The following is a 22,698-nucleotide window of genomic DNA, read 5'->3' as shown; positions in this document are numbered from 1 at the left end:
AAAAAAGGAGCAGGTGCCATGGCAAATATAACCGTACTGGATCAAAATACGATTAATAAAATAGCAGCAGGAGAAGTGGTTGAGCGCCCTGCTTCTGTGGTTAAGGAGCTTTTGGAAAATGCAATTGATGCAAAGGCAACAGCTGTTACGGTGGAAATCAAAGAAGGGGGAACCACATTTATCCGTGTGACAGATAATGGCTGCGGTATCCCAAAGGAAGAGGTTTCCCTTGCTTTCCTGCGCCATTCCACCAGTAAGATTAAATCCGTTGAGGATCTGTTTACTGTATCCTCCTTAGGCTTTCGCGGTGAGGCTCTTGCCAGTATCGCATCTGTTTCCCAGGTGGAAATTATTACGAAAACCAGTGTTGGATTAACCGGTACCAGATATCAGATTGAAGGCGGTATTGAACGCTCCATGGAAGAAATCGGGGCTCCTGAAGGAACCACCTTCATTGCCAGAAACTTGTTTTTTAATACTCCGGCAAGAAAAAAGTTTTTAAAGACTCCGGTTACGGAAGGTGCTCATGTGGCTGATCTGGTAGAAAAGCTGGCATTATCCCATCCGGAGGTATCCATACGTTTCATACAGAACAATCAGAACAAGCTTCACACCTCCGGCAATCATAATCTGAAGGATATTATATATACGGTATTTGGCAGAGAGATTGCCTCTAACCTTTTAGAGGTTGCCGTAAAAAAGGGAGAGGTTGCCGTCCATGGTTTTATCGGAAAACCGGTGATTGCCAGAGGTAACCGTAATTATGAGAACTATTTTATCAATGGAAGATTTATTAAAAGCAGTATTATTTCACGGGCCATTGAAGAAGCTTACCGGCCGTTTATGATGCAGCACAAGTATCCATTTACCATGCTTCATTTTACCATAGAACCGGAACTGCTTGATGTGAATGTTCACCCAACCAAAATGGAACTTCGTTTCCGTGATGGAGAGTTGATTTACCATATGGTTTATCAGGCGGTGGCCAATGCTCTTGCCCATAAAGAATTGATTCCGGAGGTCAGCCTGGCTAAAAAAGGGGAAGAAACCAAAGAGGCAATGCCTGGAAAGAAGTTTCAGCCAACACCAGAGCCTTTTGAAAATCACAGGCTGATGGCATTAAACCAGACAGCTGTTTCTCAGGAAAAAAAGCTTTCTGACGGAATCCCTTTTCCAAAACGACTGATTCCTCCCCAGCCTGAAGCTGTGAAAGAAGCAAATACGCTGGAAGAAAACTGGCTTACGCCACCGGCTTCCGTGTCAGAAGAAATCCGTTCTGTGAACCAGCCGGAGCCTGTAAAGCAAAGTGAAATGATACATAGTTCAGAACAGGAACAAAAAGCAGAACAGCTGGATTTATTTGACGGTAAGCTATTGGAAGCAGAGTCCCGCAAAAAGCATAAATTAATCGGTCAGGTGTTTGATACTTACTGGCTGGTGGAATTTTCTGACCAGCTTTATATTATTGATCAGCATGCAGCTCATGAAAAGGTTTTATATGAGAAAACCATGGCAACACTTAAAACCAGGGAATATACTTCCCAGGTGATCAATCCTCCCATTATCCTGACCTTAAACCGGAATGAAGAACTTCTCCTGAACCGGCATTTATCCGTTTTTACGGATATGGGCTTTGAAATAGAACCCTTTGGGGGGAGAGAATTTGCAGTAAGAGGAGTGCCGGCTAATCTGTTTTCCATTGCAAAGAAAGAACTTCTGATTGAAATGATTGACGGTTTGTCCGATGATATGTCATTTAACAATCCGGGTATAATTTATGAAAAGGTGGCTTCCATGTCCTGCAAAGCGGCAGTAAAGGGAGGAAATTCTCTATCAGCAGCAGAAGCCAATGAACTGATTGACCAGCTTTTGAAACTGGAAAATCCCTATGCCTGCCCCCATGGAAGACCCACCATCATTTCCATGAGCAAATATGAACTAGAAAAGAAATTTAAGAGGATTGTCTGATGATGAAACCATTAATTATTATTACCGGTCCTACCGCTGCAGGCAAGACTGACTTGTCTGTTCGTCTTGCACGGACAATTGGAGGGGAGATTATCAGTGCAGACTCCATGCAGGTTTACCGCCATATGGACATTGGATCTGCCAAGATCACAGAAGAAGAGAAAAAAGGAGTTCCCCACTATTTAATTGACGTCTTAAATCCGGATGAGGAATTTAATGTTGCAGTTTTTCAGAAAATGGCCAAGGATGCAGTGAATACAATTTATTCTCATGGAAATATTCCTATTGTGACAGGCGGTACCGGTTTTTATATTCAGGCACTTCTTTACGATATTGATTTTACCGATAACGGGGAAGACTCCTCTATTCGGGAGGAACTGGAACTGTTGGGCAAGGAAAAAGGCGGCGAATACTTACATGAACTGCTTCAAAAGCTGGATCCCGATGCTGCAGGGGAAATTCACCCCAACAACAGGAAGCGGGTAATCCGTGCTATTGAGTTTTTCCGGCAGACCGGAGAAAAGATTTCAGAACATAACCGCAGGGAGAGGGAAAAAGCTTCCCCCTACGATTTCCTTTATTATACTGTAAACATGGACCGGGAGACGTTGTATCAGAGAATTGACCGGCGGGTGGATTTAATGATGGAACAGGGCCTGGTCGAAGAAGTAAAAAGGCTGAAGAAAATGGGCTGTACCAGAGATATGGTGTCCATGCAGGGGTTGGGATATAAGGAAATACTGGATTATCTTCAGGGAGACTGTACCCTTGAGGAGGCAGTTTATATTCTGAAACGGGATACCAGACATTTTGCCAAACGGCAGATCACCTGGTTTAAACGGGAACGGGAAGTCAGGGATTTATACCTTCCTGAATTTGACTATGACTTAGAACAGGTGTTAAAAAAGATTGTGCAGGACACAAATGAGATCATTGGATTGGAGAACGATTAGATCATGGAAATTGACAGTATATATGAGGAGCTTGGGATCAGCCGGAATGTGTTGGATTTTGGAACAAAAATTGAAGATAAATTAAAAGCCAGATTTGAAGAGATTGATAAAAATGCAGAATTTAATCAGATGAAGGTCATTAAAGCCATGCAGGAAAACCGGGTCAGTGACATTCATTTTGCTGCAACGACTGGTTACGGTTACAATGATCTGGGCAGGGATACGCTGGAAGCGGTTTACGCCAGTGTTTTTCATACGGAAAGTGCGCTGGTAAGACCGAATTTAATCAGCGGAACTCATGCACTTTCTATTGCATTATCCGGAAACCTTCGTCCTGGAGACGAATTGTTATCACCTGCCGGAAAGCCCTATGATACTCTGGAGGAAGTGATTGGAATCAGGGAGAGTACTGGTTCTCTGAAAGAATACGGGGTCGTATACCGTCAGGTAGACCTTCTTCCCGACGGAACCTTTGATTATGAATCCATCGGAAAAGCAATTAACGAAAAAACACGTCTGGTTACCATCCAGCGTTCCAAGGGATATGATACCCGTCCCACATTTTCCGTTTCACAGATCGGCGAGCTGATTGCATTTGTTAAAAAAATCAAGCCGGAAGTCATCTGTATGGTAGATAACTGCTACGGTGAGTTTGTAGAGCGCATAGAACCTTCTGATGTGGGAGCTGATATGATCGTTGGATCCCTGATTAAAAATCCCGGAGGCGGTCTTGCTCCTATCGGTGGTTATATTGCAGGAAGAACCGACTGTATTGACCGTGCGTCTTACCGTCTCACTGCGCCCGGACTTGGAAAGGAAGTTGGAGCCAGTCTGGGACTGAATCAGTCATTCTATCAGGGACTGTTCCTTTCTCCTACTGTAGTGGCAGGCGCGTTAAAGGGAGCTGTTTTTGCAGCCAATGTGTATGAGAGCCTGGGCTTTCCGGTTGTACCTGACGGCAGCCAGTCACGTCATGATATTATACAGGCAGTCACCTTTGGAAATCCGGAAGGCGTAATCGCTTTCTGCCAGGGAATCCAGGCAGCTGCACCGGTGGACAGCTTCGTTACTCCGGAGCCATGGGATATGCCCGGATACGATGCCCCTGTCATCATGGCAGCCGGTGCTTTTGTACAGGGATCTTCCATTGAATTAAGTGCGGATGCTCCAATTAAACCTCCTTATGCAGTGTATTTTCAGGGCGGTCTTACCTGGTATCACGCAAAGCTTGGAATACTGATGTCACTCCAGAAGCTTCTTGATGCAGGTTTGATTGTATTGTAAAAAGGGGTGTACACAGCTGTAAAATTATGCTAAAATATTTTGACAGGTATGGGCAATCCTGCCAGGAAACAAAAAGGAGTATCATAACAGATGAGAGGTAAAAACTACTGGGTAATGCTTCTTCTTATGCTTGCCGGTGTTGTACTTGGCGGCTTTGTCGGAGATCTGACTAAGACAATCCCATGGCTTTCCTGGCTGAATGCTGGTCAGTCATTTGGGTTTGATGCTCCGTTAATTGTTAATTTTGGTGTTCTGGTCATAACCTTCGGCATTAACATTAAAATTACTATGGGCGGCATTATTGGAATGGCTGCAGCTCTGGTAACATATCGATTGATTTAAGATTCTACATATGTCTGTTGCGTACCTGGAGAGTAACCGTAGGAGGCATATGGAACGTATAACGATGAAAGACATCCCAAAGGATGAAAGACCCTGTGAAAAGTGTCTGAGAGAAGGACCGGAAGGTTTAAGTGATGCAGAACTTTTGTCCATTATTATCCGGACAGGTTCCAGAGAGGATAACTCTCTTGCGCTGGCACAAAAGATACTGGCCTTAAACTATCCGCGGGAGGGTATTTTAGGGCTTTTGCATCTTTCCATGCAGGAACTGATGCAGGTTAAGGGAATCGGCCGTGTGAAAGGCGCCCAGTTATTATGCATTGGAGAATTGTCCAAACGTATCTGGAAGCGGACGGCAAGTTTAAAAGGAACCGATTTCCATCGTCCACAGGATATTGTAAATTATTTTGTGGAGGATATGCGCCACAGAGAACAGGAGCTGGTATTTGTCATGCTCTTAAATACAAAAGGTGCCCTTATTAAGGACATTATGATCTCTCAGGGAACAGTGAACACTTCCGTTGTCTCTCCCAGAGAGATTTTCATTGAAGCAGTCAGGTATCATGCAGTCAGCCTGGTTATGGTTCATAATCATCCAAGCGGAGATCCGGCGCCCAGCAGAGAGGATCTTTCTATTACCCGCAGGGTGAAGGAAGCAGGAGATTTAATTGGTATCAGACTGTTAGATCATATTATTATAGGAGATAATTCCTATATCAGTTTAAAAGAACGGGGAATCGTATAGATGGAACCAAAACGCAGTAAATATATTCTGATTGCATTAACAGTTTTTTGTGTCCTGCTCATCGGACTGACATCCGTTCATGATGAGTGGCTTACTCCTCTGCGTACAGGCGTGGGATATGTTCTCATCCCCGTACAGTCCGGAGTTAATTCGGTGGGGTCGGCTATTTATGATGAGTTCAGGGATTATTCCAAACTCAGGAATGCAATGATTGAAAATAAAGATATGAAAGATCTTATCAACCAGCTGACTGAGGAAAACACCAGGCTGCAGTCAGAGGAATTTGAGTTAAAACGATTAAGAGAACTTTACAGTCTGGATCAGCAATATGGACAGTATACAAAAGTGGGCGCCAGAGTCATTGCCAACGATTCAAGCAACTGGTTTAAAGTGTTTCGAATTGACAAAGGTTCGAAGGACGGAATTGCCACAGATATGAATGTGGTGGCAGGCGGCGGTCTTGTGGGCATTGTTACCGATGTAGGTGCCAATTATGCTACGGTACGGTCCATTATCGATGACTCCAGCCGGGTCAGCGGTATGGCCATGCAGTCTGGTGACAGCTGCATCGTTGCCGGCGACTTAACCCTGTTTAAAGATGGCAGGCTAAGAATTACCAACGTATTAAAAGACAGCGATTTAAAAGACGGAGATAAGATTGTAACCTCCAATATCAGTTCTGTGTATTTACCTGGAATTTTAGTGGGATATGCTTCCGATATCACCAACGATACCAACAATGTTACTAAATCCGGTTATTTAATTCCTGCCGCAGAGTTTGGCAGCCTTCAGGAGGTGCTTGTGATAACCCAGCTGAAAGCTGATATGATGAAGGAAGGGGAGTCTGCTCCGGCTGCAGAAGGAGGAGACACTGCAGAAACCACAGCCCAGTCAACCCAGGCTGCAGAGAGCGAAAGCGCTTCCCAATAGTGAAAAGGAGTAACATGAGACGGATTTTATTCAACGTACTGCTTATTATACTGGCATTTACCATCCAAAACTGTATATTTCCCCTGCTTCCGTTTCTATCGGCTACACCCAACCTGCTGTTGATTCTCACTTTTTCTTTTGGATTTATACATGGGAAAGAAGCGGGAATGTACTATGGTCTGTTAGCAGGTCTTCTTATGGATTTGTTTTACAGCGGCCCCTTTGGATTTTATACCCTGATTTTTATTATTATGGGCTATGTTAACGGAATCTGTACCAGATATTACTATGAAGATTATATAACGCTGCCATTAATTATGAGTGTACTGAATGAACTGGCCTATAATTTTTATATCTATGTGTTCCGCTTTTTGATTCGTCAAAAATTACGGATCGGTTTTTACTTTATTAATCTGGTTTTACCTGAGATTATCTTTACTGTTGTGACCACGCTTCTGTTTTACAGGGTATTCCTGATTATGAACCGCCATTTGGAAGAGATTGAAAAAAGAGGTGATTCTACGATTGTTTAGGGATTTAATGGAGATCATAAGAGATGTATTCAGGAAGGCTGCTTCAAGCCGTCTTTTTATTCTTGGAATCATCTGTTTGGCCATGTATACCGGACTGGTTCACACACTTTTTAATATGCAGATTATTAATGGTGAAAAAGCCTTAAGCGATTACCTGCAGCTTACAGAGCAGACCATTACCACTGCAGGCACAAGAGGAAACATCTATGACAGAACCGGTAAGGTGCTGGCTTATAATAAACTTGCTTACACGGTTATGGTACAGGATAACGGTGCCTATAAAAAAACAGATGATAAAAACCACATGTATTTAAGACTGGTGCAGATTCTTAAAAAGCATGGAGAAAACGTAGAGGGTAAATTTGAAATAGCCGTTGATTCCAATGGTGATATGGTATATACCTCTACTTCTGAATCTGCAAGAAAACGCTTTCTAAGGGATTATTACGGACTGAAGAAGGTAGAGGACTTAGATGATGCAAAAGGTCTTTATCCTTCCAATTTAAGTGCCAGAGAACTGTTTGACCGGATCTGTGAAGATAACGGTTTAAAGAGTTTAAAAGATTCTGACGGGAATCCCGTTGCCCTGACCGACCAGGAGGCACTGGATATTATTAATATTAAATATGCCCTTCGTCTCATGCTGTACCGAAAGTATGAAGCGACTGCAGTGGCTACAGAAGTATCGGACGATACGGTAGCCGATATCCTGGAACATATCGGTGATTTACAGGGGGTTACCGTGGAAGAGACCACAATCCGGGCTTATAACGACAGTATTGCTTTTGCCCCTGTTATTGGGTATACGGGTAAGGTTCCGGAGGAACAGCTGGAAAATTTACAGAGCCGGAAAGATGACTATGATATCAATGATATTGTAGGGCGGACAGGCATTGAGTATACCATGGAGCATGAGCTTCAGGGAACCAAGGGAAAAAAGACCATTTATAAAGACAGTGTGGGAAGAATCCGGGAAACCAAGGATGAGACGGATTCTCTTGCCGGCAATGACGTTTACTTAACATTGGATGCAGATCTTCAAAAAGGTATCTACCATTTGATTGAACAGTCTCTCGCTGGGGTTTTGATCAAAACCATTGTAAATGGAGATTACCAGACGAGCAGCACGACAGACGGATCCAATATGAAGATTCCCGTAAAAGATGCTTATTTTCAGCTGATCAATAATAATGTCCTGTCTCTAAAGGAAATTGAGTCAGAGGAGGCGTCTGATACGGAAAAGAACATATACCGGAAGTATGAAGCTTCAAGGAAAGAGATATTAGACCAATTACGCAGCGAACTGATGAGTCCTCATGCAACAGTTATGAAAAATCTTCCGGAAGATATGAAAGCCTATATGTTTTATATTTACAGTTATCTCTCCGAACCTACTGTGGGAATAGTAAAAGCAGAGGCCATAGATGCAGACAGTGAAGAATTCCAGGCGTGGAAATCAGATGAAATAAGCCTGAGGGATTATCTCTATTATGGAATTGCAAACGGCTGGATTGATACCACGAAACTGGAAACAGACGTCAAGTATTCCAGCGCAGATGATACCTTTGAAGCGTTGGTAACTTATGTATCAGGTAAGCTGGAACAGGACAGAAACTTTACCAAAAAGATCTACCGGTATTTAATCAATAACGATACCATAACCGGACAGGAATTATGTCTGGCTTTATACGATCAGGGCGTAATAAAGGAGAATGAACAGGACATTGCCGAATTAAGAGCGACTGGAGATGCATATACCTTTCTTTTAAAAAAGCTGTCTGCCCTGGAGATTACTCCTGCTCAGTTAGCCCTGTCCCCCTGTAATGCAGGGGTGGTAGTGACCAATGATAAAACCGGAGAAGTGCTTGCACTGGTTTCGTATCCGGGGTACGATAATAACAGGATCGGGGATGGCTCTTATTTCAGCCAGCTTCAGGCGGATTTATCCCTCCCCCTTTATAATAATGCAACACAGACGCGAAAAGCACCGGGGTCCACATTCAAACCGATTACAGCAGTTGCGGCTCTTGAAGAGCATGCGATTACCGCCGATGAAACCATTAACTGCTCCGGAATTTATACTGATGTGGAACCTCCCATCAAGTGCTGGATTTACTCCGGCCAGCATGGTCCGCTTAATATTGTTGGGGGAATTGAAAATTCCTGTAACTATTTCTTTGCAGATTTAGGCCACCGTCTTTCTACAGATGGAAACGGAATTTATTCTCCGGATTTAGGACTTGAGGTTTTACGAAGCTATGCAGCAAAATTTGGACTGGATCACAAATCCGGTGTGGAGATTGGTGAGCTGGATCCACAGATTTCCAAAGAAGCGCCGGAACGTTCCGCCATGGGACAGGGAAGCCATGCTTATACCAATGTCCAGTTGTCAAGGTATGTTGCTGCCATAGCAAACAGGGGAACTGTTTTTGAACTCAGTTTACTTGATAAAACAACGGATTCTGAAGGTAATCTGATTAAAGATTATACCCCTGAGATTTCTTCTCATATTGACGCGGCGGGCTCAACGTGGGATACTGTACAACAGGGAATGAGAGAAGTGATTGCTAACGGTTCGACTAAGAGATTATTTGCGGATCTGGAAGTGGAAATTGCCGGCAAGACCGGAACAGCCCAGGAGGCCCGCAATAAGCCGAATCATGCGTTCTTCATTTCTTATGCGCCATATGACAATCCGGAAATCTGTGTAACAGTGAATATTCCGTATGGCTATTCATCATCGAACGCCGCTAACATTGCGAAGAATGTCTATAAGTATTATTATGGCTACATAGACTTAGAATCCATTGTAAACGCAGGCGCCCTGGATGCAGCGAAGGTCAACATTCGCGATTAACGAGGATAAGAGGTGATATGATGCATGATACCGTAGTAATAAAAAGCAACAAAGCAGGTATGACTGTTATCCTGGATCCGGACATCCCATTCCCTCAGCTTCTTTCTGACATTGGGAAGAAATTCGGAGATCATGCCAAATTCTGGGGATCCGCACAAATGACTCTGACAATTGAAGGCAGAGAGGTTACTCCTGCGGAAGAATTCTCTATCATAAACCAGATTACGGAAAATTCCAATGTGGAAATTATCTGTCTGGTGGATACAGATGCAAACCGCATGAAGCGATGTGAAAAAGCACTGAATGAGAAGCTGATGGAACTATCCTGTCAGACGGGACAGTTTTTCAAAGGCAATTTACAAAATGGAGAGACTTTGGAATCAGAAGCGAGCATTGTAATCATCGGAGATGTATTAAAGGGTGCAAAAGTCCTGGCAAAGGGCAATGTAATTGTTCTTGGCAAATTGTCCGGCACCGTATGTGCGGGCGTGGCAGGGAATAAAGGCGCATTAATTACAGCCCTGGAAATGGCACCTTCCCAGCTTCGGATTGCAGACTGCACTTCAGGACTGGACGGCAGAAGCCGCCGTCTTGGGCGGGGGCCAATGAAGGCATATCTGGAGAATAATAAAGTCCTTATAAAACCAATGAAAAAAAGTGTGGAAATATTCCGAAAATTAAGGTAAAATAGAATGAGGTATAAAAAACAGGAGGATATGGTATGAGCGAGATCATCGTAATCACTTCTGGAAAAGGCGGGGTAGGTAAGACGACAACTTCTGCCAATGTTGGTACCGGACTGGCGATTCTGGGTAAGAAGGTAGTCCTGATAGATACAGATATCGGACTTCGGAACTTAGACGTGGTTATGGGTCTGGAAAACCGCATTGTCTACAATCTTGTAGACGTGGTAGAGGGAAACTGCCGTATGAAGCAGGCCCTGATTAAAGACAAAAGATACCCGAACTTATTTTTACTTCCATCAGCCCAGACGCGGGACAAGACCGCAGTTACACCCGGGCAGATGGTAAAACTGGTGGATGATTTAAGAGATGATTTTGATTACATTCTGTTAGATTGTCCGGCAGGAATTGAACAGGGCTTTCAGAACGCAATTGCAGGTGCTGACAGAGCCATTGTTGTAACAACTCCGGAGGTGTCTGCAATCCGGGACGCAGACCGGATTATTGGTCTTTTGGAAGCTGCCGATATGGGCAGCATAGAACTGATTGTTAACAGGATCCGGGCTGATATGGTAAAAAGAGGAGATATGATGTCTCTTGATGACGTCATGGACATTCTGGCCATTGATATTATCGGTGCTGTTCCAGATGACGAGGATATTGTCATTTCCAGCAATCAGGGAGAGCCTCTTGTAGGCATGGGGACTCCAGCCGGACAGGCCTATATGGACGTATGCAGGAGAATTATCGGTGAGAATATCCCGATCCAGAATCCGGCAGTACGGGAAGGCCTTTTCTTTCGACTCTCGCATCTCTTAAAGAGAGCATAGGAGGGTCTGATATGAACTTGTTTCCTGTATTCCGTAAGAAGAATTCAGGAGAAATTGCAAGAAATCGTCTGAAACTTTTGCTGGTTGCGGACAAGGCTGACTGTTCTCCTGAGATCATGCAGATGATAAAAGACGATATGATCCGTGTTGTTTCACGTTACATGGATATTGATTCCGACAGAATAGAGATACAGATGAAGAAATTAAAGCAACCGGATTGTGAACGCTTTACACCGGTGCTTTATGCAAACATCCCTATTCGCGATGTACCTGATAAGGGGATATACTGACTATGTTTTCTGACTACAATTTTAAATATTATAATTACCGGTTAGTTTTGTACATGCTGTCTCTGGCAGTGATTGGAATTTTAGTGGTGGCAAGTGCCTCCAACCAGGATTCCGGGATTGTAACAAAACAGATTATCGGCGTAATGGTGGGATTTGCACTGGCAATCGGTCTTTCCATCATAGACTATCGTAAATTAGTAAAACTTTATGTTCTGGTTTATGGACTTTGCATCCTGTTACTGGGAGCAGTTCTTGTTATGGGACATACAGCAGGAGGAGCCACCAGATGGATTTACATCCCTGGGTTAGGGCGGATTCAGCCTTCTGAATTTGTAAAAATCGGGCTTATCGTATTCTTTTCCTGGTATTGGAACAAATACCAGGAAAAGATGAATACGCCTGTTATGGTGGGACTGGCTGCTTTGCTGGCGGCGTTCCCCATAAGTCTTATCTTTGCAGAACCCAATTTATCTACCAGTCTGGTCGTTACAGTCATCATACTGTGTATGGTGTTTTCAGCTGGTATCAGTTACCGGTGGATTGGTGGCGTTCTGGCTATTGCAATACCGGCAGGTATGCTGTTTATCTATCTGCTGACTAAGGGCTTAATTCCGTTCATACACGATTATCAGGCGCGACGTATTCTTGCGTGGATCTATCCTCATGCAGAACAGTATGCGGAAAACTTATACCAGCAAAAGAATTCAATTATGGCAATCAGTTCCGGACAGCTTCAGGGAAAGGGACTTTTTAATACAACCATTGCTTCTGTGAAAGACGGAAACTTTTTATCAGCCGGTGAAACGGATTTTATCTTCGCCATTATCGGTGAAGAGATGGGATTTCGAGGCAGTGTGATTGTCATTGCTCTTATTGGACTGGTTGTATTTGAATGTCTTTATACTGCATCTAAAGCAAAAGACATGTCCGGCAGACTGATTTGCACCGGTATGGCAGCCCTGATCGGGTTCCAGGCTTTTTCTAACATCGCGGTAGCGACACAGATCTTTCCCAATACAGGTCTGCCGCTTCCCTTTGTCAGCTCGGGAGTGAGCTCTCTGACCAGTATTTTTATGGGAATGGGCCTGGTACTGAATGTTGGACTGCAACGCAAAATCGGTAATTAAAAGGAGGTATATCGTTATGAATATAGGATTAGTTGCCCATGATTCAAAGAAAAAACTGATGCAGAATTTCTGCATTGCGTACAGAGGTATTTTAAGTAAGCATATGTTATATGCAACAGGAACAACAGGACGTTTGATTGAAGAAGTCACAAACTTAAATGTTCATAAATATCTGGCAGGTCATCTGGGAGGAGAACAGCAGTTGGGATCTCAGATCGAGCACAATGAGATTGACCTTGTGATCTTCCTGCGGGATCCTCTGACACAGAAATCACATGAACCGGATATTGTGAATATTATGAGAACCTGCGATATGCATAATATCCCTCTTGCAACCAATCTGGCCACAGCAGAGTTATTAATTAAATCTCTGGAACGCGGTGATCTGGAATGGCGTGAAATGTATAAATAGCAGAGGTAGATATAAGTGAAAAGAAAAGTTTTTATGACATCAGGCTGCATCATCTTAAGCGCAATATTCCTGACGGGCTGTGCTGGTCTTCATAAACTTGACAATCCTTATGAATTTTCTGAGAGGACCGCCCTTTACCAGTCCGCTTCTGTGGCTGGTAAATCGGAAACCTTTGCTCATGATCTTTGCGTGGTATCGAAAGATACTGCTGATTCGGATAGTTCAGTGACAGCAGAAGCTGCCGCTGTATTTGATTTATCTGACAATAATGTGATTTTTGCGAAGAATCCTTTTGAAAAATTATATCCCGCAAGCATTACCAAGACGATGACTGCACTTTTGGCAGTTAAGTACGGAAATCTGACCGATGAGGTAACAGTGACGAAGGATGCTGTAATTAAGGAGTCAGGTGCCAGCTTATGTGGTATAAAACCAGGAGATAAGCTGACCATGGAACAGCTTCTGTATGGTCTTATGATTCCATCTGGTAATGATGCAGGTGTTGCCATTGCGGTTAATATGGCGGGAAGTGTTGATCAGTTTGCCCAAATGATGAATGACGAGGCAAAAAAGCTGGGAGCGACCGGGACACATTTTGTAAATCCACATGGTCTCAGTGATGAAGATCACTATACCACGGCTTACGATCTGTATCTGATTTTTAATGAAGCTTTGAAGTATCCGGAATTTCGTAAAATCATCGGTACGGCTGAATATAAAACCTCTTATCAGGGCGGTGACGGGAAGACAGTAAACGCAACCTGGAAAGGTACCAACTGGTATATGACAGGAGAGCGCAAGACTCCTGACGGACTAACGGTATTAGGAGGTAAAACCGGGACCACTCTTTCGGCAGGAAGCTGCCTGATTATGGGAAGTTCTGATACATCAAAAAATGAGTATATTTCAGTGGTTTTAAAAGCCAGGGATCATGCCGGACTATATGATAACATGTCAAATATCCTGAATAAAATTGTAGAATAGTGATTGCCTTTCTTATGAATTTGTACTATAATTATATTAATCCGAATAGACTTTTTATACAAATCATATAACGCAAGGAGGAGAGTGCTATGGTGCAGATAATAGCAGGAAAAAAGGGTAAGGGGAAAACAAAGCATCTGTTAGACAGAGCTAATTCCGCTGTAAAAGACTCAAAAGGTTCTATTGTATATTTGGACAAAAGTTCGAAGCACATGTATGAGTTAAGCAACAAGATCCGCCTCATTAATGTCAATGAGTATCCGATTACTTCAAGCGAAGGATTTATTGGTTTTATCTGTGGTATCATATCTCAGGATCATGATTTGGAGATGATGTTCTTTGACAGCTTTTTAAAGCTGGCATGTCTGGAAGGAGAAGACATATCAGAAACCATAGCGACTTTGGAAAAGATTGGTGAAAAGTATCATATTACCTTCGTTCTCAGTGTTTCTGTAGATGCGGAGAATATACCGGGGAACACCAGGGCTAATGTGGTTGTTTCATTATAATCATAGATAGGAATAGGGGACTGGGTGCCAGTCCCCTTTATTATTTTGTAAGAAAGAAATGGAAGGCTGTACCACCGCTTCCATATTATGCTTGAATTTTTTAAATTTTCCTTTTATAATAGCTAAAAGGGAAAGGAGGCGTCAGGTTGGCTAAACGAAAGGCAACACAGCCATCAAAGAAGGCTGTACATCCTAAAAAAAGCAAAAAGATCATCCGCTATCGGCGGCCTCTGAATATCAATGTTGGTATGATTATTTTTGCCCTGATTTTCATCTATATGGTCTTTAGTGTAATCACTTACGCGAGAAGAGATAAAGTGCAGTTCTATGAAGTACAGGAAGGCAGTATCGTTAACAGCAAGGACTATACAGGGATTATACTGAGACAGGAAGAAGTAAAGAATGCAGACCGTTCCGGCTATGTGAATTATTATGTGCGGGAAGGAAAGCGGGCAGCGGCTGGGACAAGGGTTTACTCCATCGATGAAACCGGAAGCATTACTTCGTTTCTTGCAGACCATTCACAGGACAATGTAACATTGACTTCAGAAAATCTGACTGAACTAAAAAAACAGCTGACCGCATTCAGCCTTACTTATGACAATAATCAGTTTCGCTCAGTATATGATACAAAATATGCTCTGGAATCTGAAGTAATGGAATATATGAATCTTAACGCACTGGATAATCTGGGCAGTATGATGGATGAGGCCGGGATCAGTTTTGAACAGGTGAAAGCAGATCAGGCAGGAATTGTATCCTATGGTGTGGATTCGTTTGAAGGTTTGCAGCCATCGGGTATTTCCGAGACCTCATTTGACCGCAGCAACTATGTAAAAAACAAGACTCAATCAGGAAAGCTGATTGAAAAAGGAGCGCCAGTCTATAAAACCATTACCTCTGATCAATGGTCAGTGGTATTTCCCATGTCAGAGGATGATATAAAGGCATATGGGGATAAAAAGAATCTGACCGTGGGATTTTCAGGTCGTGATTTAAAGGCAACCGGAAGCTTTTCTGTCATTACGGGGACCGATGGAAAAAGCTTTGGCAAGATTGATTTAGACAAATATATGGTACAGTTTGTTTCGGATCGTTATGTGAATTTTGAAATTGTTTCCGACCGGGTAGACGGGCTTAAAATTCCTGTGACAGCTGTAACAAAGAAGGACTTTTACCTTGTTCCCATGGACTATATGACTCAGGGCGGTGACAGCTCCGATACTGGTTTTAACAAGGAAGTTTATTCGGACTCAGGGACCTCCGTGGTATTTGTTCCCACGGAAATTTACTATTCTGAGGGGAATAATTATTACATAGAGATGGATCAGGCTGACGGATTTAAAGCTGGGGATTACATTGTAAAGCCCAATTCTACAGAGCGGTATCAGATTGGAGCCAGCAATTCCCTGCAGGGAGTTTATAACATCAATAAGGGCTATGCCGTATTTAAACAGATTGATGTTTTGGTTTCCAATGATGAATACTATACTGTGAAAAAGAATATGACCTATGGACTTGCTGTATATGACCATATTGTCCTCAATGCACAGACTGTTAATGAGGGAGAATTAATTTATCAATAAGAGGTGATAAACTTGGTGAAAGAAAATCTTTTAATCGTGGAAAACAGGATAGAAGAAGCCTGTAAAAGATGTGGGCGGGACCGTAGTGAGGTTACTTTAATCGCGGTCAGCAAGACAAAACCTGCTGAAATGATTCGAGAGGCTTACCAATCGGGAATCCGGGATTTTGGAGAGAATAAGGTTCAGGAAATCTGTGATAAATATGAACAGCTTCCCGAAGATATACGCTGGCATATGATCGGTCACCTGCAGCGCAATAAGGTGAAACAGGTAATTGATAAAGCTGTACTGATACACAGTGTTGATTCGGTCAGACTGGCAGAACAGATCGAGGAAGAAGCAGCAAAGAAAGGGATCTGTGTGGACATCCTTTTAGAAGTAAACGTTGCAGACGAAGAATCCAAGTTTGGCTTTCGTCTGGAAGAGACAGAACAGGCAATCCGTGATATTTCTGTTTTTCCCCATATAAGTATAAAAGGACTCATGACTATTGCACCTTTTGTAGAAAATTCTGAGCAAAATCGTCCTGTTTTTAAAGAATTAAATCAATTTTATGTTGACATGCAAAGGAAAAACATTGATAATGTTAATATGAATATGCTCTCAATGGGTATGACCGGAGACTATGAAATTGCCATAGAGGAAGGAGCTACTCTGGTAAGAGTCGGTACCGGAATTTTTGGTACAAGATATAAGATTGGAGAGAATGAAGTATGAGCATTTTAGGCAAATTGATGGATAGCATGCGCTTGAACGATACAGATGATGAAGATGATTACTATTTAGATGACGACTATGAAGATGATAGCGATAAACATGCGAAGAAACCCCTCTTTTCCAAAAAGACAGAAGATGAGTACTACGAGGAAGAGGAGTATGAACAAAAGCCACGTTTCTTATCACGCTCTCCTAAGGTAGTTCCCATGAAGCAGTCTCGTACAATGGAAGTTTCCATGGTTAAGCCTACCTCGATTGAGGATGCCAAAGAGATTTGTGATCACATGCTCGCCGGTAAGGCAGTTGTACTGAATATGGAAGGTATTCATACTGAGGTAGCTCAGAGAATCATAGATTTCACATCCGGTGCTACTTATTCCATGAATGGTAATTTACAGAAAATATCCAATTATATTTTTATAGCAACTCCGGAATCAGTGGAGCTTTCCGGTGATTTTCAGGATTTATTAAACAGCGGAAGTCTGGATATGGGCGGTATGAATTTACGCCTATAGCAGATTTTTAAAAGAAATATTGGTTTCTCTTAATGGGACAAGCAGGCATTTTTCCATATCAGCATTATCTTTTCGCTGACAGTGGAAAATTGTTTGCTTTCTTCCTTATTACCGTCCACGCTTTTTGGACATAAAGGGGTGCCCGAAGGGTGTTCCTTATTACCGTCCACGATTTTTGGACATAGAGGGGTGCCCGAAGGGTATTTCTTATTACCTATAGTGAAAAGATGCAATGGAGGAAAAGCAGCATGGGAAGCAGAATGCCGGTACATATGGATGGTACCTTTATTTACGATATCGTGATGGAAACTTCGTTTGATGGGCTGAAAGAAGAACTTGGTAAAATGAACTTAGGGGAGCGTAAAGTTTGTATTGTTACTGATACCAACGTTGCTCCTCTTTATCTGAATGAAGTTGAACACATTATATCCAGCTGCTTTCACAAAACTGAACATTTTATTTTCCCTGCAGGAGAAGAACATAAAAATCTCAATACAGTAAGGGATTTATACGAAACACTTATCATGAAGCAGTTTGACAGACACGATTATCTGCTGGCATTAGGCGGCGGAGTTGTGGGTGATCTTTGTGGCTTTGCAGCTGCCACTTATCTCAGAGGAATTTCCTTTATACAGGTACCTACCACCCTGCTTTCTCAGGTTGATTCCAGTATTGGCGGAAAAACCGGAGTTGATTTCGATGCTTATAAAAACATGGTTGGTGCATTTCACATGCCAAAGCTGGTTTATACCAACGTAGCTTCCTTAAAATCATTATCAGAGGAGCAGTTTTCTTCCGGAATGGGAGAGGTTATTAAACATGGTCTGATCAAGGATGCTTCCTATTACCAGTGGCTGACAGAACATGGTAATGAGATACAAAACCGCAGTCTTGATATTTTAAGTGAGATGGTAACTGTCAGCAATCGGATCAAGCGGGATGTGGTTGAAAAAGATCCTACTGAACAGGGAGATCGGGCACTTTTAAATCTGGGACATACATTGGGACATGCAATTGAGAAACTTTCTGATTTCAGCCTTTTGCATGGGCACTGCGTCGGTCTTGGTTGTATCGCCGCTATGGCTGTCTCTGTAAAACGAGGATTTCTACACGAAGATCAGATTCCAGCACTGTTAAAAGTGATGAAACTGTACCATATGCCGGTTACAGTCTCTGGTTTATCCCCGGCTGAAATAGTAAAGACTACTAAGAGTGATAAAAAAATGGATTCGGGAACCATACGCTTTATTTTACTGGAGCAGATTGGCAAAGCCTATGTTGATAAGACCGTTACTGATGAGGAAATGTCAGAAGGGCTGTCCCAAATTTTAATCTAAGGAGAACTCATGAAACAAAAAACAAATTTAATCATTGGAATGTTCATTGGCTTTTTTTGCGCCATAGGATTGGATCAATGGACGAAATTACTTGCAGTGAGACATTTAATGGGCCAGAAACCCTATTCTGTTTGGAACGGTGTGTTTGAATTATACTATTCTGAAAACCGTGGAGCTGCGTTTGGCATGCTGCAGGGGAAACAGTTCTTTTTTCTTTTAATTGCAGTATTGGTGCTGGGCTGTGCCGTTTATAGCATCAGCCGGATGCCTGCCACAAAAAAATACATTCCGTTACACCTGGTCGCCATGTTTTTATCAGCAGGTGCAGTGGGAAATATGATAGACCGGTTCACCAGAGGTTATGTGGTAGACTTTTTGTATTTTAAATTAATTGATTTTCCTATTTTTAATGTGGCTGACTGTTATGTTACGGTTTCCATGTTCATTTTTCTGCTCTTATTTTTATTTTATTATAAAGAAGAAGACTTACAATGCCTGTCTTTTCGTAAAAAGGAGGAACAGGCTTGAATCAGGAATATTTTGTAGAAGCGGGCGAATCAGCACTCCGCATTGACCGGTATTTAAGCGAGCGAAACCAGGACATATCCCGGTCTTATTTACAAAAGCTTTTAAAGGACGAAAAAGTTCTGGTAGATGGTAAACCAGTAAAAAGTAATTATAAAGTAAGTGCCGGGGATAAAATTCAGCTAACCATTCCGGATGCCGTTGAGCCGGAGATTGAAGCAGAGGAAATGGATCTGGACATTCTCTATGAAGATAAAGATATTATTCTTATAAATAAACCCAAGGGCATGGTGGTTCATCCGGCTGCAGGACATTTTAGCGGTACGCTGGTAAATGCTCTGATGGCTCATTGCCGTGATGATTTGTCAGGAATTAATGGAGTCATGCGTCCGGGTATCGTTCACCGCATTGATATGGATACCACAGGCGTTTTAATTGTGTGCAAAAATGACAACTCTCACAATTCCATTGCACAGCAGTTAAAAGACCACTCCATTACAAGAAAGTATTATGCCATTGTACATGGTGTGCTAAAGGAAGAGGAAGGCACTGTTTCTGCCCCTATCGGGCGCCATCCTGTTGACCGGAAAAAGATGAGCGTGAATGAAAAAAACGGAAGAGAAGCAACTACCCATTTTCGTGTTCTGGAACGCTTTAAACAGTATACCTATGTGGAATGCCAGCTGGAAACGGGGCGCACCCACCAGATCCGTGTTCATATGGCAAGTATCGGTCATCCGCTTTTAGGGGATTTGGTTTATGGTCCCTCAAAAAGTCCCTACAAATTAACAGGTCAGACTCTGCATGCAGGAGTATTGGGGATTGTACACCCCACCACAGGGGAATATATGGAGTTTCATGCCCCGTTACCAGATTATTTTGAAGATTTATTGAGAAAATTACGTGCCACCTAGATCATAAGATCCAGGTGGTTTTTTATTTGGATAATAACTGTTAAATATAGATAAAATATGGATTTTTCAGAAATTTAGTTGTATAATAGTATTATAAGATAACTGGAAGGAGTGATCGATATGAGTGAAAACTTAGTGATTGCGATTGGAAGGCAGTGCGGAAGTTCTGGTAAGGTTATTGGTGAGAAAGTGGCGGCAGCCCTTGGTATTAAATGCTATGATAAGGAGCTACTGGCACTGGCTGCCAAGAACAGTGGATTATGTGAGGAATTATTTCAAAGCCATGATGAAAAGCCTACTAATAGCTTTTTATATTCTCTGGTTATGGATACATACAATGTTGGATTAACAAGTTCCGGTTATATGGATATGCCCATTAATCACAAGATTTTTCTGGCGCAGTTTGATACGATTAAGAAGCTGGCAGAAGAAGAATCCTGTGTTATTGTTGGAAGATGTGCGGACTATGCTTTGGCAGATGATCCAAATCTTGTTTCTGTATTTATCACTGCAGATGACAAAGATAAGATACAGTCCTTAAAAGAGCTTTACCAGATTGATGATGCAAAGGCAAAAGAAGTTATGGTTAAGACAGACAAAAAGCGTTCCAGTTATTATAACTACTATTCCAATAAAAAGTGGGGAGATGTAAGAAGCTACGATTTATGTATTAATCGCAGTCCCATTGGGGTGGATGGCGCAGTAGATATGATACTGAAGTATATTGAAGTAAAAGGTAAGGGAAAAACTAACGGCAGTAAATAATTAATTTTGAAAGCGGACATTTCTTTGAACAGAGGAAATGTCCGTTGACATTTTTCCATGAATGTGATAATGTTTGAATATACAAAATAATGTAAATTGATGAGAGAGTGATTGGATGAAAGAAAAGAACCTGGGGTATGGGAGTTTATATCAGAAAACCGGAGTAACAAAAAGCCTGCTGGCTCTTGATTTAATGTCCAGAAATGAGGGAGACAGACTTCTCCCCATATCAGAGTATCAGGAAAAATTCGGAGTTTCCCGTGGAACGATACAGAATGCGTTTGCCTTTTTAAAGGATAGCAATGCAGTTGTTTTAGAAAATCATGGCCATCAGGGAACTTATATTGCATCACTGGATCATAAGAAGCTGCAGGAGAATTGTATGCCCAGAGGGGTTATGGGTATCATGCCTCTGCCTTACTCCGTAACGTACGAGGGGCTGGCTACTGCCATGTATGAACAATTCTCTTCTTTAAACTTTAACATGGCTTATGCAAGAGGAGCGGTGGGACGTATAGAACTGGTGGAATCAGGAACGTACCATTTTGCACTATGTTCCCAGTTTGCTGCTGAACAATCCATAAAAGATGGAAAACAGATTGAAATCGCAATAAATTTTGGACCTGGAAGCTTTCTTTCCCGGCATGTACTTCTTTTGGCTGATTCCGGATATGACAGTATTCAGGATGGAATGAGAGTGGCTTATGACAGCAATTCCCTGGATCAAAGCTGTATTACAAAAAATATCATTCATGGCAGGAATGTGACGCTGGTTCCCATCAGAACACAGCAGACTTTAACTGCATTAAAAGAGGGAATCATAGATGCGGGTGTCTGGAATTATGATGACATTCTGGAGAATAAGCATGATTCTGTTAAAGTGGCATTTCTTGCAGACTCTGATTACAATAATCTGTTTTCCACGGCGGTTCTTGTGATTGGAAAAGAAGAGGAGTACTTAAAAGCAATGTTGTTAAAATATATTCATGCAGCACAGGTTACCGCTATTATACGTGATGTAAGAGAAAAGAAAAGAGAACCCTTTTTTTAATTGGGTTTTTATTCTATCAATATACAAAATAATGTACATTAGACTTGGGGGAAATCATGAATCTAAATGAACTTTTAATGGAACGTCTGAACATTCTGGAGGAGAATCATGTAATTTGTACGGAAGCAGCTAATTATTCAAAAGTAGCAGTAGTGCGTATTCTGGCTGAAATACCGGATTTGGAAGAATCAAAAGCGGTGATGTTCATTACCCATCTTGCTATGGCAGTACAGAGAATTTTAAGTGGCGAGGATGAGATACCGCTAGACAGTCAGGTTTTAAAAAGTGTAATGGATGAGCCGGTTTTCAAACAGGCGCAGGAACTTAGGGATGAACTATTGCAGGAAACCGAAATTCCGTTTCCACAATCAGAAAAGGATTTTTTAGCCGTTCATCTTTGTAACCTGCTTACATAACAAGGTGTGAATGCGAAATCGCATTTATATAAAGGAGAAAAAAGGAGGTAGCAAAATGAAAATTGTGGTTGGGGGCCAGATTGACAAGGAAGAGATCGCTAAAATTGTGAGTCAGCTGATGAATGGAAAAGCTGAGATCGAAATTAAGGGTGACCTTGATGGTGCCATGGGAATCAAGGAAGGGAAATACGATTATTATGTGGGAGCTTGCAATACAGGAGGGGGCGGAGCCCTTGCAATGGCTCTGGCGCTGTTAGGCTCTAAATCCTGTTCTACTATTTCCATGCCTGGCCAGATTAAAAGCGAAGCATTTATTCGGGAAGAGGTAGAAAAAGGGAAAAAAGCCTTCGGTTTTACAGCCCAGCATAAAGATGAGGTTCTTCCGGTTCTGTTAAAGGCAATCTGCGAAAAAGAGGGGGTATAAT

At 42.2% G+C, this 22,698-nt stretch carries 25 protein-coding genes; all 25 read left to right on the top strand.

Annotated elements, in window-relative coordinates:
- Window positions 1-18 precede the first annotated feature (18 nt).
- The 25 genes from mutL (at window position 19) to ACOAOT_RS09130 (ending at window position 22,697) form a co-directional block, all read left to right on the top strand.
- Window positions 19-1,968 carry a DNA mismatch repair endonuclease MutL gene (gene mutL / locus ACOAOT_RS09250; RefSeq protein WP_420216742.1) on the top strand — a complete coding sequence of 650 codons (1,950 nt, stop codon included), beginning with the start codon at window positions 19-21 and terminating at the stop codon, window positions 1,966-1,968.
- Complete coding sequence (gene miaA, locus ACOAOT_RS09245) at window positions 1,968-2,921, top strand: tRNA (adenosine(37)-N6)-dimethylallyltransferase MiaA (RefSeq protein WP_420216741.1); 954 nt, start codon at window positions 1,968-1,970, stop codon at window positions 2,919-2,921. The genes mutL and miaA overlap by 1 nt, the downstream gene beginning before the upstream one ends.
- Window positions 2,922-2,924: 3 nt before the next feature.
- Window positions 2,925-4,205 (top strand): methionine gamma-lyase family protein, encoded by a 1,281-nt coding sequence (locus tag ACOAOT_RS09240; RefSeq protein WP_420216740.1) that lies wholly within the window; start codon window positions 2,925-2,927, stop codon window positions 4,203-4,205.
- Window positions 4,206-4,295: 90 nt separating this feature from the next.
- Window positions 4,296-4,547 carry a DUF4321 domain-containing protein gene (locus ACOAOT_RS09235; RefSeq protein WP_104437455.1) on the top strand — a complete coding sequence of 84 codons (252 nt, stop codon included), beginning with the start codon at window positions 4,296-4,298 and terminating at the stop codon, window positions 4,545-4,547.
- 49 nt (window positions 4,548-4,596) lie between these two features.
- Window positions 4,597-5,292, top strand: coding sequence for a RadC family protein (gene radC / locus ACOAOT_RS09230; protein WP_420216739.1), 696 nt, complete (start codon window positions 4,597-4,599; stop codon window positions 5,290-5,292).
- The gene (gene mreC / locus ACOAOT_RS09225) at window positions 5,293-6,222 is read left to right on the top strand and encodes a rod shape-determining protein MreC (RefSeq protein ID WP_104437453.1); all 930 of its coding nucleotides are present in this window, start codon (window positions 5,293-5,295) and stop codon (window positions 6,220-6,222) included.
- Window positions 6,223-6,236: 14 nt separating this feature from the next.
- Window positions 6,237-6,755, top strand: coding sequence for a rod shape-determining protein MreD (mreD, locus tag ACOAOT_RS09220; RefSeq protein WP_104437452.1), 519 nt, complete (start codon window positions 6,237-6,239; stop codon window positions 6,753-6,755).
- A complete protein-coding gene (locus tag ACOAOT_RS09215; RefSeq protein ID WP_420216738.1) occupies window positions 6,748-9,612 on the top strand; it encodes a penicillin-binding transpeptidase domain-containing protein in 2,865 nt (954 codons plus the stop codon). The genes mreD and ACOAOT_RS09215 overlap by 8 nt, the downstream gene beginning before the upstream one ends.
- 20 nt (window positions 9,613-9,632) lie before the next feature.
- Window positions 9,633-10,298: a septum site-determining protein MinC gene (locus tag ACOAOT_RS09210; protein ID WP_277409757.1), complete on the top strand. Its 666-nt coding sequence runs from the start codon at window positions 9,633-9,635 to the stop codon at window positions 10,296-10,298.
- A gap of 35 nt (window positions 10,299-10,333) precedes the next feature.
- Window positions 10,334-11,125: a septum site-determining protein MinD gene (gene minD, locus ACOAOT_RS09205; RefSeq protein WP_104437449.1), complete on the top strand. Its 792-nt coding sequence runs from the start codon at window positions 10,334-10,336 to the stop codon at window positions 11,123-11,125.
- An 11-nt stretch (window positions 11,126-11,136) separates the two neighbouring features.
- Window positions 11,137-11,415 (top strand): cell division topological specificity factor MinE, encoded by a 279-nt coding sequence (gene minE, locus ACOAOT_RS09200; RefSeq protein WP_104437448.1) that lies wholly within the window; start codon window positions 11,137-11,139, stop codon window positions 11,413-11,415.
- 2 nt (window positions 11,416-11,417) lie between these two features.
- Window positions 11,418-12,542: an FtsW/RodA/SpoVE family cell cycle protein gene (locus tag ACOAOT_RS09195; protein ID WP_170820419.1), complete on the top strand. Its 1,125-nt coding sequence runs from the start codon at window positions 11,418-11,420 to the stop codon at window positions 12,540-12,542.
- Window positions 12,543-12,558: 16 nt separating this feature from the next.
- Window positions 12,559-12,954: a methylglyoxal synthase gene (gene mgsA / locus ACOAOT_RS09190; protein ID WP_097004165.1), complete on the top strand. Its 396-nt coding sequence runs from the start codon at window positions 12,559-12,561 to the stop codon at window positions 12,952-12,954.
- A 33-nt stretch (window positions 12,955-12,987) separates the two neighbouring features.
- Complete coding sequence (locus ACOAOT_RS09185; RefSeq protein WP_420219402.1) at window positions 12,988-13,938, top strand: D-alanyl-D-alanine carboxypeptidase family protein; 951 nt, start codon at window positions 12,988-12,990, stop codon at window positions 13,936-13,938.
- An 89-nt stretch (window positions 13,939-14,027) separates the two neighbouring features.
- Window positions 14,028-14,447: a twitching motility protein PilT gene (locus tag ACOAOT_RS09180; protein WP_104437445.1), complete on the top strand. Its 420-nt coding sequence runs from the start codon at window positions 14,028-14,030 to the stop codon at window positions 14,445-14,447.
- A gap of 248 nt (window positions 14,448-14,695) precedes the next feature.
- A complete protein-coding gene (locus ACOAOT_RS09175) occupies window positions 14,696-16,033 on the top strand; it encodes a biotin/lipoyl attachment domain-containing protein (RefSeq protein ID WP_491711671.1) in 1,338 nt (445 codons plus the stop codon).
- Window positions 16,034-16,045: 12 nt separating this feature from the next.
- Window positions 16,046-16,750 carry a YggS family pyridoxal phosphate-dependent enzyme gene (locus tag ACOAOT_RS09170; RefSeq protein ID WP_420216736.1) on the top strand — a complete coding sequence of 235 codons (705 nt, stop codon included), beginning with the start codon at window positions 16,046-16,048 and terminating at the stop codon, window positions 16,748-16,750.
- The gene (locus ACOAOT_RS09165; RefSeq protein ID WP_170820423.1) at window positions 16,747-17,265 is read left to right on the top strand and encodes a cell division protein SepF; all 519 of its coding nucleotides are present in this window, start codon (window positions 16,747-16,749) and stop codon (window positions 17,263-17,265) included. Before ACOAOT_RS09170 ends, ACOAOT_RS09165 begins: the two co-directional genes overlap by 4 nt.
- A 248-nt stretch (window positions 17,266-17,513) precedes the next feature.
- Window positions 17,514-18,602: a 3-dehydroquinate synthase gene (gene aroB, locus ACOAOT_RS09160; RefSeq protein WP_420216735.1), complete on the top strand. Its 1,089-nt coding sequence runs from the start codon at window positions 17,514-17,516 to the stop codon at window positions 18,600-18,602.
- A 9-nt stretch (window positions 18,603-18,611) separates the two neighbouring features.
- Entirely contained in the window at window positions 18,612-19,130 is a 519-nt protein-coding gene (gene lspA, locus ACOAOT_RS09155) for a signal peptidase II (protein ID WP_104437440.1), read from the top strand.
- Window positions 19,127-20,041, top strand: coding sequence for an RluA family pseudouridine synthase (locus ACOAOT_RS09150; RefSeq protein ID WP_420216734.1), 915 nt, complete (start codon window positions 19,127-19,129; stop codon window positions 20,039-20,041). Before lspA ends, ACOAOT_RS09150 begins: the two co-directional genes overlap by 4 nt.
- A gap of 120 nt (window positions 20,042-20,161) precedes the next feature.
- Window positions 20,162-20,806 (top strand): cytidylate kinase-like family protein, encoded by a 645-nt coding sequence (locus tag ACOAOT_RS09145; protein WP_420216733.1) that lies wholly within the window; start codon window positions 20,162-20,164, stop codon window positions 20,804-20,806.
- A gap of 115 nt (window positions 20,807-20,921) precedes the next feature.
- On the top strand, window positions 20,922-21,857 hold the full coding sequence (gene yhfZ, locus ACOAOT_RS09140; RefSeq protein ID WP_420216732.1) for a GntR family transcriptional regulator YhfZ: 936 nt from the start codon (window positions 20,922-20,924) through the stop codon (window positions 21,855-21,857).
- Window positions 21,858-21,913: 56 nt separating this feature from the next.
- A complete protein-coding gene (locus tag ACOAOT_RS09135) occupies window positions 21,914-22,273 on the top strand; it encodes a PRD domain-containing protein (protein WP_420216731.1) in 360 nt (119 codons plus the stop codon).
- A gap of 55 nt (window positions 22,274-22,328) precedes the next feature.
- The gene (locus tag ACOAOT_RS09130) at window positions 22,329-22,697 is read left to right on the top strand and encodes a DUF2620 domain-containing protein (protein ID WP_349674133.1); all 369 of its coding nucleotides are present in this window, start codon (window positions 22,329-22,331) and stop codon (window positions 22,695-22,697) included.
- Window position 22,698: the final 1 nt, after the last annotated feature.

The organism is Lacrimispora struthionigena, assembly GCF_048627165.1.
In the GTDB taxonomy this organism is placed as follows: Bacteria; Bacillota; Clostridia; order Lachnospirales; family Lachnospiraceae; genus Lacrimispora.
Note: the sequence above shows the minus strand (reverse complement) of the source record. Positions and strands in the feature narration are given on the sequence as shown.

Coding starts and splice junctions, on each gene's coding strand:
- yhfZ (WP_420216732.1), top strand. CDS start 20,922: ATGAAAGAAAAGAACCTGGGGTATGGGAGTTTATATCAGAAAACCGGA.
- ACOAOT_RS09240 (WP_420216740.1), top strand. CDS start 2,925: ATGGAAATTGACAGTATATATGAGGAGCTTGGGATCAGCCGGAATGTG.
- aroB (WP_420216735.1), top strand. CDS start 17,514: ATGGGAAGCAGAATGCCGGTACATATGGATGGTACCTTTATTTACGAT.
- mreD (WP_104437452.1), top strand. CDS start 6,237: ATGAGACGGATTTTATTCAACGTACTGCTTATTATACTGGCATTTACC.
- ACOAOT_RS09185 (WP_420219402.1), top strand. CDS start 12,988: ATGACATCAGGCTGCATCATCTTAAGCGCAATATTCCTGACGGGCTGT.
- ACOAOT_RS09145 (WP_420216733.1), top strand. CDS start 20,162: ATGAGTGAAAACTTAGTGATTGCGATTGGAAGGCAGTGCGGAAGTTCT.
- mreC (WP_104437453.1), top strand. CDS start 5,293: ATGGAACCAAAACGCAGTAAATATATTCTGATTGCATTAACAGTTTTT.
- mutL (WP_420216742.1), top strand. CDS start 19: ATGGCAAATATAACCGTACTGGATCAAAATACGATTAATAAAATAGCA.
- ACOAOT_RS09135 (WP_420216731.1), top strand. CDS start 21,914: ATGAATCTAAATGAACTTTTAATGGAACGTCTGAACATTCTGGAGGAG.
- lspA (WP_104437440.1), top strand. CDS start 18,612: ATGAAACAAAAAACAAATTTAATCATTGGAATGTTCATTGGCTTTTTT.
- ACOAOT_RS09180 (WP_104437445.1), top strand. CDS start 14,028: ATGGTGCAGATAATAGCAGGAAAAAAGGGTAAGGGGAAAACAAAGCAT.
- radC (WP_420216739.1), top strand. CDS start 4,597: ATGGAACGTATAACGATGAAAGACATCCCAAAGGATGAAAGACCCTGT.
- ACOAOT_RS09195 (WP_170820419.1), top strand. CDS start 11,418: ATGTTTTCTGACTACAATTTTAAATATTATAATTACCGGTTAGTTTTG.
- ACOAOT_RS09165 (WP_170820423.1), top strand. CDS start 16,747: ATGAGCATTTTAGGCAAATTGATGGATAGCATGCGCTTGAACGATACA.
- miaA (WP_420216741.1), top strand. CDS start 1,968: ATGATGAAACCATTAATTATTATTACCGGTCCTACCGCTGCAGGCAAG.
- ACOAOT_RS09130 (WP_349674133.1), top strand. CDS start 22,329: ATGAAAATTGTGGTTGGGGGCCAGATTGACAAGGAAGAGATCGCTAAA.
- ACOAOT_RS09175 (WP_491711671.1), top strand. CDS start 14,696: ATGATTATTTTTGCCCTGATTTTCATCTATATGGTCTTTAGTGTAATC.
- minD (WP_104437449.1), top strand. CDS start 10,334: ATGAGCGAGATCATCGTAATCACTTCTGGAAAAGGCGGGGTAGGTAAG.
- minE (WP_104437448.1), top strand. CDS start 11,137: ATGAACTTGTTTCCTGTATTCCGTAAGAAGAATTCAGGAGAAATTGCA.
- ACOAOT_RS09235 (WP_104437455.1), top strand. CDS start 4,296: ATGAGAGGTAAAAACTACTGGGTAATGCTTCTTCTTATGCTTGCCGGT.
- ACOAOT_RS09210 (WP_277409757.1), top strand. CDS start 9,633: ATGCATGATACCGTAGTAATAAAAAGCAACAAAGCAGGTATGACTGTT.
- mgsA (WP_097004165.1), top strand. CDS start 12,559: ATGAATATAGGATTAGTTGCCCATGATTCAAAGAAAAAACTGATGCAG.